The 12,792-nt window shown below is 38.2% G+C and carries 12 protein-coding genes; 4 read left to right on the forward strand and 8 right to left on the reverse strand.

Annotation, left to right across the window (positions count from 1 at the left end):
- Positions 1–136: 136 nt before the first annotated feature.
- The 4 genes from ACWITO_RS00940 to ACWITO_RS00955 all read right to left on the reverse strand — a co-directional run bounded on the left by ACWITO_RS00940 (position 137) and on the right by ACWITO_RS00955 (position 5,327).
- The gene (locus tag ACWITO_RS00940; protein WP_448528134.1) at positions 137–880 is read right to left on the reverse strand and encodes a LytR/AlgR family response regulator transcription factor; all 744 of its coding nucleotides are present in this window, start codon (positions 878–880) and stop codon (positions 137–139) included.
- A 212-nt stretch (positions 881–1,092) separates the two neighbouring features.
- Complete coding sequence (locus ACWITO_RS00945; protein ID WP_448528135.1) at positions 1,093–3,012, reverse strand: tetratricopeptide repeat protein; 1,920 nt, start codon at positions 3,010–3,012, stop codon at positions 1,093–1,095.
- 212 nt (positions 3,013–3,224) lie between these two features.
- Entirely contained in the window at positions 3,225–3,794 is a 570-nt protein-coding gene (locus ACWITO_RS00950) for a hypothetical protein (RefSeq protein ID WP_448528136.1), read from the reverse strand.
- Positions 3,795–3,926: 132 nt separating this feature from the next.
- On the reverse strand, positions 3,927–5,327 hold the full coding sequence (locus ACWITO_RS00955) for an outer membrane protein assembly factor BamB family protein (RefSeq protein WP_448528137.1): 1,401 nt from the start codon (positions 5,325–5,327) through the stop codon (positions 3,927–3,929).
- 62 nt (positions 5,328–5,389) lie between these two features.
- Here ACWITO_RS00955 and ACWITO_RS00960 point away from each other — a divergent pair, with 62 nt between their 5' ends.
- The 3 genes from ACWITO_RS00960 to ACWITO_RS00970 all read left to right on the forward strand — a co-directional run bounded on the left by ACWITO_RS00960 (position 5,390) and on the right by ACWITO_RS00970 (position 8,160).
- Entirely contained in the window at positions 5,390–6,097 is a 708-nt protein-coding gene (locus ACWITO_RS00960) for a hypothetical protein (RefSeq protein WP_448528138.1), read from the forward strand.
- Between the two features lie 20 nt (positions 6,098–6,117).
- Positions 6,118–6,330 carry a hypothetical protein gene (locus ACWITO_RS00965; RefSeq protein WP_448528139.1) on the forward strand — a complete coding sequence of 71 codons (213 nt, stop codon included), beginning with the start codon at positions 6,118–6,120 and terminating at the stop codon, positions 6,328–6,330.
- A 135-nt stretch (positions 6,331–6,465) separates the two neighbouring features.
- On the forward strand, positions 6,466–8,160 hold the full coding sequence (locus ACWITO_RS00970) for a hypothetical protein (RefSeq protein WP_448528140.1): 1,695 nt from the start codon (positions 6,466–6,468) through the stop codon (positions 8,158–8,160).
- On the opposite strand, the gene ACWITO_RS00975 is transcribed toward ACWITO_RS00970, so the two are convergent.
- Complete coding sequence (locus ACWITO_RS00975; RefSeq protein WP_448528141.1) at positions 8,157–9,062, reverse strand: DUF58 domain-containing protein; 906 nt, start codon at positions 9,060–9,062, stop codon at positions 8,157–8,159. The two genes, ACWITO_RS00970 and ACWITO_RS00975, sit on opposite strands and share 4 nt — an antisense overlap.
- A gap of 132 nt (positions 9,063–9,194) precedes the next feature.
- Here ACWITO_RS00975 and ACWITO_RS00980 point away from each other — a divergent pair, with 132 nt between their 5' ends.
- The gene (locus ACWITO_RS00980) at positions 9,195–9,713 is read left to right on the forward strand and encodes a hypothetical protein (protein ID WP_448528142.1); all 519 of its coding nucleotides are present in this window, start codon (positions 9,195–9,197) and stop codon (positions 9,711–9,713) included.
- A gap of 212 nt (positions 9,714–9,925) precedes the next feature.
- On the opposite strand, the gene ACWITO_RS00985 is transcribed toward ACWITO_RS00980, so the two are convergent.
- From ACWITO_RS00985 to ACWITO_RS00995, 3 genes are all read right to left on the reverse strand, one after another.
- Positions 9,926–10,696 carry a phosphosulfolactate synthase gene (locus tag ACWITO_RS00985; protein WP_448528143.1) on the reverse strand — a complete coding sequence of 257 codons (771 nt, stop codon included), beginning with the start codon at positions 10,694–10,696 and terminating at the stop codon, positions 9,926–9,928.
- 43 nt (positions 10,697–10,739) lie between these two features.
- Positions 10,740–12,185, reverse strand: a complete 1,446-nt coding sequence (gene dnaA / locus ACWITO_RS00990) for a chromosomal replication initiator protein DnaA (protein WP_448528144.1) — start codon at positions 12,183–12,185, stop codon at positions 10,740–10,742.
- Positions 12,186–12,461: 276 nt separating this feature from the next.
- A partial coding sequence (locus ACWITO_RS00995; protein ID WP_448528145.1) for a transposase occupies positions 12,462–12,792 on the reverse strand: 331 nt, incomplete at its 5' end.

Genomic DNA, 12,792 nt, shown 5'->3' on the forward strand with positions numbered 1-12,792 from the left:
GGTAGCAAGCGATGATGTCGCTTAGAGCGACATCATCGCTCTAAGCCCGAAAAAAACATCTTAAAATTCACTTTTTCGGAAGGAAATTTCTATTGTTGTTCTTTAATTTTTTCTAAACGGACTTTTTAAGGGACGACTACAATACTCTGATTTTAGTCCAGAGTTCTTCTTTATGATTTTTGCTAATGTGTATGGGTACATCTGTAATAAACAGGTAGCCCTCTTCCATTCTTTTAATTTTATCTAAACTCACCAGATAAGACCTATGCACCCGCAAGAAATGTTCTTTGGGCAATTTGGCTTCAAAGTCTTTCAGAAGCATATTGGTTACAATCTTTTTTTCAGGCAAAACTATCACGGTATAGTTTTCCAGAGCTTCAGCCCAAAGAATTTCTTTCACCTTTACAGAATGTAACTTACCTTTGTCTTTAACGAAAAAAGTATCTTCCCAAGAAAGTTTATGGTTATCCAGACCTTCGGAAACATTTTGCTCCAGAAATGCGAGTTTGATAGTATCGTGTTGTTGTGAGGCAATTTTGAGTGTGTTTCTCAAATCCACTTCTTTGAAAGGTTTGGTAAGATAGGCAAAGGGACGAGCTTGCATCGCTTCGTCAAGCGTTTTTTCATCGGCAAGGGCAGAAAGAAAAATAATAGGAATTTTGGCAAATTTGTAGGCATAATGGGCAAAGTCAATCCCTGTTTTATCGCCTTTGAGCGTAATATCTACAAGTGCTAAATGAGGCTTATGTGTTTCAAGCAGTTGTACAGCTTCTTCGTAATCGTTGGCTATTCCCACTACGTCATATTGCCACTGCAAGAGATAAGTTTCTAAATCTAATGCAATAGAAAATTCATCTTCTACAACAAGCACTTTTTTCATAAATCGTAATTGTTTAGGTTTAATTTGTAGTATAGAAACAGGAAACAAGAGGCAGGAAACAAGATTTAGAACATTGGACTTTTAGACTGAGTAAAACTTTTACCTCAAACACTTGTACATTTAAACTTTTTGAACGTAAATAATTACCATAAATTTTGAATTTTGAACTTGGAAAATTCTTAACAGCTTGAACCTTTATTTCTCAATTTGCTTTATGCCACTTTAAGCATTGGTTCAAATTGAATAGAAAAACTCGTACCTTCTTGGGTATGCACTTGCCAAGAACCCTTGATTTGCTTGACAAGCCCATCTACTAAACGCAAACCCAAAGATTTGCTCTTTTGTGGATTGAAATCAGCGGGTAAGCCTTTGCCATTATCTTTGAGCTGAAGCTGACAAATGCCGTTTTTCAGGCTTGCCCAAATACTGATAATGCCTTGTTGCCCTTCGTTGAAGGCGTATTTAATGCTGTTCGTGATAATTTCGTTGAGAATAAGCCCGCAAGGAATGAGTTTATCAATATCCAAGAAAATCGGCTCTACTTGCATTTCTACACGGATATTTTTTTCTTGCAATCCGTAGGTTTTTTCAAAATAAGCCATTAGGTTTTCAATGTATTCGGCAAGGCTGATAGATTGTAAATTTTCAGACTTATAGAGTTTTTCGTGAATAATCGCCATTGCTTGTATGCGGTCTTGGCTTTTCTTGATAACTTCATCGGGGTTTCCTCCTTTATGCCCTTGCAGGTGCAAAAGGCTGGAAATAACTTGCAGGTTATTTTTTACCCTGTGATGAATTTCCTTCAAAAGCATTTCTTTTTCGTCTAATGATTTGGCAATTGTAGCATTTTTTTCTCCTAACTTTCGGGCTGTTTTTTGTTTAAGGCGAAAAGCCCACAAAGCACCTGCAAGCAAAAGCGTAAGCACTCCGATACCTCCAAAAAGAAGCCATTTTTCTCTCTGGTTTTCTCGGTGTTGCAGTTCAAAAACTTTTTTCTCGATACGCAAAAGTTCGATTTGTTTTTTGTTGGAGTAGTCGTCATATTTGGCTTGCATTTCGTTGATGTTGCGAATTTGCTCCATATTCATCAGCGAGTCCTTGATATTATCGTACTGCAAGCGGAAATCAAAGGCTTTTTGAAAATCTTTTTGTTTGGCGTAATGTTCTGAAAGAAACTTATAGGCTTGTTGGGTAAGAGGTTTAGCACCAATTTGTAGAGAAAGTTCCAGGGCTTTCTTGTAACTTTCGTAGGCGTTTGGGTGTCTGCTTTGTTTATCCCAAAACTCGCCCAAACGCAAAAGAATATCTATTTGTCCGTTCAAATCTTTAATTTTTTCATAGTTTTTCAAACTTTCCTGAAAGTAGTATAAAGCCGAATCTAAGCGGTTTTCTTGCTGATACACCAATCCTAAGTTACCATAGCCCGAAGCAATGCTACGAATATGATTTTTCTGCTTTTTCCAAATCAAAGAAATGAAAAAGTTTTGCTTGGCTTCTGCAAATTTTTCTTGTTTGAGATACACTTCGCCCATATTGTTGTAGGCAAAAGCAATGCCAAGGGTATCACCAATTTGCCGAGCTACTTCCAAAGACTGGTTGAAATAGTCGAGAGCCTTTTCGTAGCTTTTTTGGTCTTGATACAAACTGCCAATGTTATTAAGTACATTGCTTTTTTGCTTGGCAAATTTGGGGTCGCTTTCAAAAAATTCCAAAGCCTTCAAATAGTAGGAAAGAGAAAGAGAATATTTGCCTTGCAAACGATACACAAAAGCCAGATTGTTGTAAATACCCGCATTGCCCTGTGGGTTTTTGGCGGCTTCGTTCAGCGGGATAGCCCTTGTGTAGTGCATAATGGCTTTGTCATAATCGCCCATATTTTTATACAAAACTCCAATAAGGGTATTGTTGAAAGCCATAGAGGCGGTATCTTTGATTTTTTCGGAAAGAGCAAGGGCTTTTTGAGCATAAGAAAATGCCAAAGGAGGGTTCTGCTCACGCAGTTTCTGGGCTTCATTTTCGTAAGCAGTAATTTTTTCCTTATCGGTAGCTTGGGATAAAGTAGCTTCAATACCCTGCCCATTAGCTATAGAAAGAAAAAATAAAGCACAAAAAAAAGATAAAAAATACACCATTTAGGCAGAATTATTAAAGCAACAGGTATAGTTTTTAATGTTTTGAACGAAAATCTGTTTGGAAGCTCAAGCGTTTGAAGTTCAAACCTTCAAACATCAAACCTTACACTTTTCAAACTTGTTTTCATAGTTTTTTGAAACAAGTTTGTTATACAGAGTTTGTACAAAAATAAAAAAAAGCAAGAAATTTGCAAATATTTTTTGGTAAAATCTTACATTGAAAGGCGATAGGAAATAATTTTATTAACTTTTTCGTAGAGTTGTTGGGGGGTATAGGTTCTCCAATCAGGAATTTCCAAATTTCCTCCAAAATTGATATACCAATCTATTCGGTATTTTTGCCACTCTTCATAAACAAAATCACGAAAATTGATAGCGGCAATCCAGCCATCTTCTACATCTTCCAGCCATTCTTCGTAATAGCAATCATCGGAGCCGTGAAAATTGAGTACGTTTTCGCCTATGAGAATGAATTTTTGAATACCTTTTTTGAGCAGAGGATTGATAATATTGGTTTTGAGTATCATTATATCGTTTTCAATGGCGTCGTTCCATTCGCCAATAAATTCAAAAATAGCAAATCTTTGCTTGTAATCTGCATAAAGAATTTTGATATACAGGGTAGGTGAGCCAATGCAGTCCCAAGCGGGGTCTATGTAATAGCCATAGATAGTGTCGGAATATACATCAAAGTTGTACTCTTTGCCAAAAAAAGGGCTTTTCCTGTCGGTTGCAGGGTCGTAGTATTCCAGCCATCGCTCAAAGGGTATAATGGTGTGCATTTTTTTTCTATCGTCAATTTTCCTACAAAAAACATTGTCAGCCTGATTATATGTCCAAAAGTTTGAGGGTTAAGACTTAAAATTACATATCTTTCCTAACTAAAAGTTTCGCTTTTGTTTTCTGCTATTAGCTTACTTGCTTTTGTTGAGTTTCAGGGTTGCCCGGTTGCGGTTGTCTTGTCTGAATTGTCCTGAAAAAACTTTTGCTTTCTTGAAAGGCAAATCATAGCAATACAAATAGCCGTCGTAGCAAGCAATGAGCAATTCCAATTTTTTATCGCCATCAATATCTGCAAGAAGTGGCGTACATTCTGAACCTGAGGGTATTTTGTAGCGTTCTAGTTTGCGTGTATTTTCGTCATATAGCAAAAGTTCTCCTTTTTCCGTAGGAACGGCAATTTGCCAAGATTTTTTGCTATTTATTTGCCCTACCACTGCCGAGGCTGTTATACGATTAGCGGGAAAGAACGTTTGAGCCTTGTTGCTTACAATTCGGTATCCGTAGCGATTTTCCTTTTCAATTTCAGCTTTTTGCAGATGAGCTATCCATAAGCCGTCATCATTTCCCGACCACCAAGAACTGCCTATGGCAAGCGTTTCGTTGGGGCTGAGCGTTACTGCCGCATACAAGCCCGAAATAGCCCCACTGGGCAAATTCAAATCCAAAGCGTATAAGTGTTTCCCTTGTAAATCTATGTAATGCACTACCGAGTAGGTAGAAGCCACTACAATTGCTTTCTTTTCACCTTTTTCTACCAAAATGGGCGAACTTTTCAAGCCTGTTCCCAAGGTATATTTCCAGATAATCTCGCCGTTTTTACCATTTAGGGCATACAGCAAAGATTCCCGCTCGATAGAAGTTGCATTCCAGCCACCACTGATAACATCAGGAATATTATCGGCATTTACATCAACACACAAGGGGCTTGTCAGGAACGCTCCGTTATCATTGGTCAGAATTTGCACCCACAGCGGACTGCCCGTTTTGCCATTCAGAGCCACAATACCTCTACCTCTTACACTAAAAACAACATCATTTTCGTCGTCTTGGTTTAGGTCTATCACCACAGGGCAACCTTCTACGTTGCCAATGTTTTCAATATTTTCAAGAAAAGGGGTTTTATATTGCCACAAAATTTTATTTTGTGAAAGGTCGTAGGCATAAAAATAACCTTCATCAATGCCAAAATAAAGTTTATTCTCATCAATTGCAATGCCATTGACGTCTAAATCGCTTAAATCTTTTTTCTGACCATTTGGAATTAAAGGCTGAATTTTTTGCACGACTTGTCCTGTTCGGGCATCAATGGAAAAAACTGCGTCAAATTCATCTTGGGAGGTTTTATCCAAAGTATTACCATTAGAGCCAAGCCAAATTTTATTCTGATGTAGTAAAATATTCGTTCTGTAAGTAGTTTGCCCTACATAAGTTTTCCATTTCAGAGGGAAAATGCTTTCAATACTTGTTTGAGCAAGCAAAAAGCTACTGTTTATCCAAAACAAAAATAGCCAAAGGGTGTTAGTTTTTCTCATTTTTTTGTATTTTGGCACAAATTAGTTTTTTTGTGAAAATTTGCCAAAAATTAGTTTGGGTTTTGTGCAAAATTTTCTTTGGTGTATGCTTACAAGCCCAAGATAGTTTGCATTTATTGCCTTATTTTGAATGGAGTGGCGGTTTGCGATATGCCTATGCTTTTACCAATAATTGGGCAGTACAAAGATTGCCCGATGAAACTATCCGCTACGAAAAGCAGGAAAGAAACAATTATGGCATTGCCTTGCAAAGCAGACTAATGGCTTCTAATGTACTGCACTTTTTGCAAATTTTGCCTGAAAATAAGCGTTGGCGAGTGGGAGATGTATTTGTGAGCGAATTGCAAATGGGCTTTCGCAGAAAGCAAATTGAGCAAGCAAGCGAGTGGCTATTGGGGTATCATTTTGGCGTGGGTGCAGGGGCAAGTTATCAGATAAATACAAAAAACGCAGTGGGCTTTTACATTGTTCCTTTGAAATTTAGTAATGATGGCGTAAGTCCTGCTATTTCGGGTTCTTGGATAGGTTTGCGTTGGGCAAATCCTCAAATCTGGCTTGAAACAGGCTTGGAATCCAGAGATTTATCTTTTTTGGGTTATCTTGTGCCTGCTACCCTCAATCCGCGTCAGTATTTTTTACAAGCAGTTTGGCAAAAAAAATGGGGTTTGCGAGCAGAGTGGGCTCACAATCGTTTCAAAGATAAAATCTATGGCGGGCAATATGAAAACTTTTTCCTGACAATAGTGATGTTCTACGGAAAGTTTTTTTAAGGAAATTTTGGTGTTTGGCTATGAAAGATAATTTTATGCGTTATTTTTTGGTGAGTTACATTTCCGAAGAGGGCTACGGAAGCATTTGGTTTGAACATTTGACCTTCCCGAATTATGAGTGGCTTTGTGAAAAAATCACGGAAGGCAGAAGCCGAGGCAATGTAATTGTGCTGAATATCTATGAGTTTCAGAATAAAGAAGATTTTGATGATTTCAGAAAGGAGGGGAGATGAAAGGTTAGTTTTAGAGGTTAAATTTTAGTAAAAAATTAGAGAAATAAGCGATGATGTCGCTCGCAGTCAGTAAATTTCATTTTTGTAAGAAAACTTGTAAATGTAGCCCTAATCATAAACCCAATACAAAAATTTATGAAAAAGTCTATCACGTGTATTGCAAACTGCATTTTATTTTTGTTTATTGTACAATCTGCTTTTAGCCAATCGGTGTATGCACCACTCAATAGCGATTATTATCATCTTTTAGAGCGGTACGAAATTCAGTCGGGGAGGTTGTTTCAGGCTTTTCATTCGCACATCAAGCCTTACAAGCGTTCGGCAATTGCCGATTTTTTGCAAAAATTTCAGCAAGATAGCACGCAAAGCCTTTCCGAAGTAGATAAATTTAACTTGGCATACTTGGAGCAAGATAACTGGGAGTGGTTTCGTAAAGATACTGCCGAAATTCCTCAAAATTTTTGGAAAAAATTTTATCGTCAAAAATCTGATTTTTATCACGTACAAGCCCAAGATTTTGATTTACACGTAAATCCTGTATTGGCTTTTTCGGTGGGCAAAGATAATAACACCGACAAACTCACCTACCTCAATACGCGTGGGGTAGAAGTAAGGGGTATGATTAGCCAAAAAATTGGTTTTTATACCTTTATGACTGATAATCAAGCCTCTTTTCCCAAATATGTGCAGGCTCAAATCAGAAAGTTTGATGCCGTACCGCAGGAAGGCTATTACAAAGACGGAGACCGTGCCGAGCCTACAGATGTAGATTTTATACACGCCCGAGGCTATATTGCTTTTCAGCCTATCCGAAATATTGATGTGCAGTTCGGACACGATAGAAACCTGATGGGCAGTGGCTATCGCTCAATGATACTCTCTGATTTTGCGGCAAATTATTTGTTTCTGAAAATCAATACCAATGTGTGGAAACTCAATTACCAAAATATTTTTGCCCAAATGACTGCCCAAGTGCTTAATGCCGATGGCTTGCGTCCTAAAAAGTACCTTGCCAAACACCATTTGAGCTTGAATGTTTCTAAAAACTTCAATGTAGGTGTATTTGAAACCGTCATTTTCGGGCAAAGAGATACACTCACCAACAATAGCTTTGATTTGAACTATCTGAACCCTATCATTTTTTATCGTTCCGTAGAACAGCAGCTCGGAAGCCCTGATAATGTACTTTTGGGGGCAGATTTTAAGTGGAACTTTGCACGCAGTTTTTCGCTTTACGGACAATTTGTGTTAGACGAGTTTCTCATTCGGGAAATTCGTGCCAATCGGGGCTGGTGGGCAAATAAATATGCAGGACAAATCGGTTTGAAATACATCAACGCCTTCACTATCAAAAACTTAGATTTACAAGCAGAATTTAATTTTGCACGTCCTTATACTTACACACAAGATAATAATTTCAAGTCTTACACGCATTATCAGCAACCGCTTGCACACCCTTTGGGAGCAAATTTTTATGAATTTGTGGGTATTTTGCGTTATCAGCCTCTTGCTAAGCTCAATTTTATAGGCAAACTCTTTTATGCTAATTATGGCTTGGATACAGATGGCTTGAATTGGGGTGGAAATTTGCTTCTGGATAATCGCACACGCGTGCAAGAATACGGCAATAAAATTGGTCAGGGTTTAAGTACCAAAACTATTTTTCTTGATGCTACAATAAGCTATCAGGCTTGGCACAATGTTTTTGTGGAGCTAAAACAAGTTTTTCGCCGTAGCCAAAATGATGATGCTACAATGCCTTACAAAAACACTACTTTCACCTCTTTGGGCTTGCGAATGAATATCGCACCCCGATTGCACGAGTTTTAATGCATCTTGGCTCTTTTCACCATATACGCATACAATACTTCCTCGAAGGGGCGGGCAATATCTACTTCAATAAAATCAATTTTGTATTGTCCGCACTTCATTTTAAGCTCGTGAGAAAACTGCAAAATTTTTTCTCTGTAAAAATCTTTTACGGCTTGTGGCTGTAATTTAACTTTTTCGCCTGTTTCCAAATCAATAAACTCATAAGGGCGATTTTCAAAAGCAAACTCTTTTTCAGTAGCTTTATCGGTAACGTGGAAAAGAATAACCTCGTGGTTTCGGTGTTTGAGGTGTTGCAGAGCAGTAAGCAGTTCTTGTGGGTTTTCTACATCTTCAAACATATCGCTGAAAATAATCACCAGCGAGCGTCTGTGGATTTTTTCTGCGATTTCGTGTAAAACTTTGGTAGCTGAAGTTTTTTGCAAATTGCTTTCTGCATTGAGCAAATTTTGAAGCAAAAGAAAAATTTGATGTAAATGAATTTGTGTTGATTTGCAGGGGGTATGCTCAATGATTTTATCATCAAAAGTGGCAATACTCACGGCATCGCGTTGTTTTTGGAGCATAAGTGCCAATGCCGCCGCCGCCATTACCGAAAAAGTAAGTTTGCCCTTGGTAGCTTTGGGGTAAAACATTGAAGAAGAAACATCTATCAGAATTTGGCAACGCAAGTTGGTTTCTTCTTCGTAGCGTTTGATAAAAAGTTTATCGGTTTTGGCAAAAACCTTCCAATCTATGTGTCGTGTGCTTTCGCCGGTGTTGTAAAGTCTATGCTCGGCAAACTCTACCGAAAAGCCGTGAAAAGGGGAGCGGTGCATTCCTGTAATAAAGCCCTCTACGAGCTGTTTGGCGAGCAGTTCTATATTTCCAAACTGACGGATTTTTTCAAGACTGAGTTGCATATCAAAAACTGGATAGTTTGAAGTTCAGAAAGTAGCAATTTACGAAAATTCTGATAAAAATCAATTTTCTTACTTTCGGCAGACATTGTTTTCTTTCACTAAAACACACTTTTTCGCTAAAAAATTATGCTTATGGACGCACAAAGTTTAGCCTTACGCCCTCGTTTCCGTTTTACAAGCGAAATGAGCCGAAATGAAATTATTGAAAAGTTCCGAAAAGAACTCAATGAAAACAATCCCGAAGGTTTTACAGGGGTACTGACAGATTTTCACATTCAGATTCGCTTTCCTGCTCACAAACACCGCCTCTGGACACCCTATATGGAAATCGGTTTGGAGGAAAATTTGCAAAATAACACTACGCTGGTGCGGGTGCTACTCACACCCGTTTCGCCTATATGGATGCTTGTAGCATTTCTTCTGATAGTTACTTCTACGAGTATTTTTATTAGCCTAATGCTTGGTATTTCGCAAGTAATGATAGAGCAAGAACCTTGGGGTTTTTATGTAGCAGGGCTTTGTACGGTGGTTTTATTGGGCTTGTACCTGATAGCTCGGCAGGGCAGATTACTGGCTCGTAAAGAAATGCCCGAACTCAAAAAATTTGCCGACCAAGTGTTTGAGTGCGATTGCCTGATGAAAGCTCATTGAGAAGGGTTTTAAGGCTTGAGGGTTTGAAGTTCAAGTTTTTTTGTATAATTGTATGTATAGTTTGCAGTAAGGAAACAAGAAACAAGACGCAGGAAACAGGATTTTAGAAAATAAATGTCGGAGAGAAAAAACGAGAGATAAAGCTCTTAAAGGCTTGAACATCAAACCCTGAACTTTTTGCTTTTTAACCTTGTAGCTTCAACAACTTGAAATCAGAGCAATTCTTCGGGTAAAAAGTGAGTGAATGTATCGCCTCGCAAGCCTAAACGAATAGTCTCTACGGAAATCACTTCGTTAGGAGCGATATTACCTAAATTAACATTTGCCCCCAAAAGTTTCACAAACCAAACTTGTTGCGATTTTTGAGGGGCTTCCCATATAATTTTTTCCGAAGGAATAGTATGAATAATTTCTTTCACAAGCCCCTGACGCACCTCACCCGAGTTGCGAAAAAGCCCTACCGTACCCGATTCTCTTGCTTCGCCTATTACTTTCCAAGCACCTGCCTCCAATTCTGCTTTCATTAGTTCTATCCATTGGTACGGAGCAAGTATCTTTTCCGCATCTTTGGAGCCTACTTCCGAAAGTACAACTACCTGCTTGGCAAGTTCGCTGATATATTTACATTTTTCTTCGTGAGGCAATTCAATAGAACCATCAGAAACTTCGGCGTAGGGCATTTGGTATTTATCTAAAAGTTTCTGATAATCGGAAAATTGCTTGCGAATAATGAAAGCCTCAAAAAGCGTACCCCCAAAATACGTAGGAATACCTGCCGCTTTATAAACTTCTAATTTTTCCTTCAAATTCGCTGTAACATAAGAAGTAGCCCAACCGAGCTTCACCATATCAATATAATCGCCTGCTACTTCAAGAAGGTCTTCTACCTGCCTGACGCTCAAACCCTTATCCATTACCATCGTCAGACCTACTTGGCGGGGTTTCTGAGTGCGTTCAGGAATATAATGCAAAGAATAGTGCATAAAATAATTTGTTGGTTGAAGCATAAGGAATAGTTATAACGTTTTATTCATTTTTTCCAATAATTTTCATCAAAGCACTCACATCTTGCCGAATGGAGCTATCTACTTCTATCAAATCGCTGATAGTTTGGATAGCGTGAATGACAGTGCTGTGGTCTCTACCGCCAAAATGATAACCAATCGCTTTCAAGGAAAGTTCCGTATATTCTTTGCAAAGGTACATTGCAATTTGACGAGCTTTGACAATATTTTGAGTTCGGCTCTTGCCTTTGATTTCTTCTTCTTTTACATTAAAATACTGGCAAACTACTTTCTGTATGTTTTCAATATCTACATCAGCCGTTTCGGGGCGGCGTTCATCTACTTTCTGGATAATGTGTTTAATGGTTTCGCGAGCCAGCTGTAAATCAATTTCTCGGCGTTCCAGATTAGAGCGTGCCAGTAGCGAAACAATCACGCCTTCAAGTTCCCGAATGTTGCTGTCTATATTATGGGCTAAATATTCAACTACATCATAGCTAATTTCAATACCTTCGTTTTGCAGTTTTTTTAGAATAATAGCGATACGTGTTTCAAAATCAGGTTGTTGTAAATCGGCAGTAAGCCCCCATTTGAACCGAGAAAGAAGCCTATCTTCCAAACCTTGCAATTCTTTGGGCGGGCGGTCGCTGGTCATTATGATTTGCTTGCCGTGCTGATGCAGATGGTTGAAGATATGAAAGAACATTTCTTGGGTTTTTACTTTACCTGCCAAAAACTGCACGTCATCAATAATCAGCACATCTATTTGCAGATAGAAGTTGGTAAGTTTCTGTATTTTGTCGTTTTTAATTTCATCAATAAACTGATTGACAAACTTTTCGGAAGAAACATACACCACAATTTTTTCAGGAGAATTGAAACGGACGTGGTTAGCAATTGCCTGAACCAAGTGTGTTTTTCCCAAACCTACTCCGCCATAGAGCATCAGTGGGTTGAAAGCCGTTACCCCTGGTTTTTTGGCAACAGCAAGCCCAGCGGCACGAGCCAAGCGGTTGCAATCGCCTTCTACGAAGTTATCAAAAGTATAATTTTCATTAAACTGAATATCCCTGAAAAAACCTTCATATTCTTTCAAGATTTGCATTTTCCTTTTCTGCAAATCAGGGTTTGTTTTATTTTCAAGGGGTTTGATATCCAATTCAATTTTGGTGTTCGGTACGGTCATTGTTTTGGGCAAGCTCTGGGCATTGCCTTTATCCACTACTACCGAATATTCCAACTTTCCTTCGGGTCCGAGCTCTTTATCTATGGCTTTTCGTAAAATTTCTAAATAGTTTTCTTCAATGTATTCGTAATAAAAAGGACTGGGTACTTGAATGGTAAGTGTGTTGTTGTGCAAACTCAAAGGAACAATAGGCACGAACCACGTGTTGAAAGTGTGTTCAGGCAAAGAACTCCGTATAGTTTTCAAACAATTTTCCCAAACACTCTTGCAATCTTTATTCATTGAAGGATAATTATGAGTTGTAGTTTTAAGCACAGCAAAAAGAATTATGAAGTTTTTGACAAAAATACAAACCGCACCTTTTTTGAAAAAGGGTACAAAGCGTTCAGTTTTTATATGTTTTTAGTGGAGCAGGGGTACAAAAGTGCTAAAAAAACTGATAGCAAAAAAGGAAATTTGAGGAAAATTTGCAAGAAAAAACGCAAAAATCTAATTTTCACACCATTGAACTTTGCGGCAAGTTATTCTTGCTGATGCAAATACTTGAATTAACGTGAGTTAAGCGGCAATATCTTGAAAAAGTTCAAAATTTGTAAGTAGATTTTTTTCTTGAAAATCTCTAATAGTGGGCTTTTTATCTAGGAATTTGTAGGCAATAATTCCAGACCACAAATTGACCAGAAAGTTTTTAGGACTTCTATGCCTTGTGTGTTCAATTTGACACACGTTTTTGAGCGTGTCAATCACGGCTTCAATTAAACCTCTTTTAGCGAGGAAGTATTGCTCTTGTTGGCTCAACTTTTCAGGTTTCATATTTTTGCGAACTTTGGTAATCAACTTTACTTTTTTTTCCTGAAAATAGGGTTTGAGTTGGGTGATATAGCCTTTA

This window comes from Raineya sp. (assembly GCF_053497555.1).

Excerpts from the sequence above, each read along its gene's own strand:
- ACWITO_RS00950 (WP_448528136.1), bottom strand. The coding sequence starts at position 3,794 with ATGCACACCATTATACCCTTTGAGCGATGGCTGGAATACTACGACCCT.
- ACWITO_RS00945 (WP_448528135.1), bottom strand. The coding sequence starts at position 3,012 with ATGGTGTATTTTTTATCTTTTTTTTGTGCTTTATTTTTTCTTTCTATA.
- ACWITO_RS00975 (WP_448528141.1), bottom strand. The coding sequence starts at position 9,062 with ATGCAACTCAGTCTTGAAAAAATCCGTCAGTTTGGAAATATAGAACTG.
- ACWITO_RS00970 (WP_448528140.1), top strand. The coding sequence starts at position 6,466 with ATGAAAAAGTCTATCACGTGTATTGCAAACTGCATTTTATTTTTGTTT.
- ACWITO_RS00955 (WP_448528137.1), bottom strand. The coding sequence starts at position 5,327 with ATGAGAAAAACTAACACCCTTTGGCTATTTTTGTTTTGGATAAACAGT.
- ACWITO_RS00985 (WP_448528143.1), bottom strand. The coding sequence starts at position 10,696 with ATGCACTATTCTTTGCATTATATTCCTGAACGCACTCAGAAACCCCGC.
- ACWITO_RS00980 (WP_448528142.1), top strand. The coding sequence starts at position 9,195 with ATGGACGCACAAAGTTTAGCCTTACGCCCTCGTTTCCGTTTTACAAGC.
- ACWITO_RS00965 (WP_448528139.1), top strand. The coding sequence starts at position 6,118 with ATGAAAGATAATTTTATGCGTTATTTTTTGGTGAGTTACATTTCCGAA.
- ACWITO_RS00940 (WP_448528134.1), bottom strand. The coding sequence starts at position 880 with ATGAAAAAAGTGCTTGTTGTAGAAGATGAATTTTCTATTGCATTAGAT.
- dnaA (WP_448528144.1), bottom strand. The coding sequence starts at position 12,185 with ATGAATAAAGATTGCAAGAGTGTTTGGGAAAATTGTTTGAAAACTATA.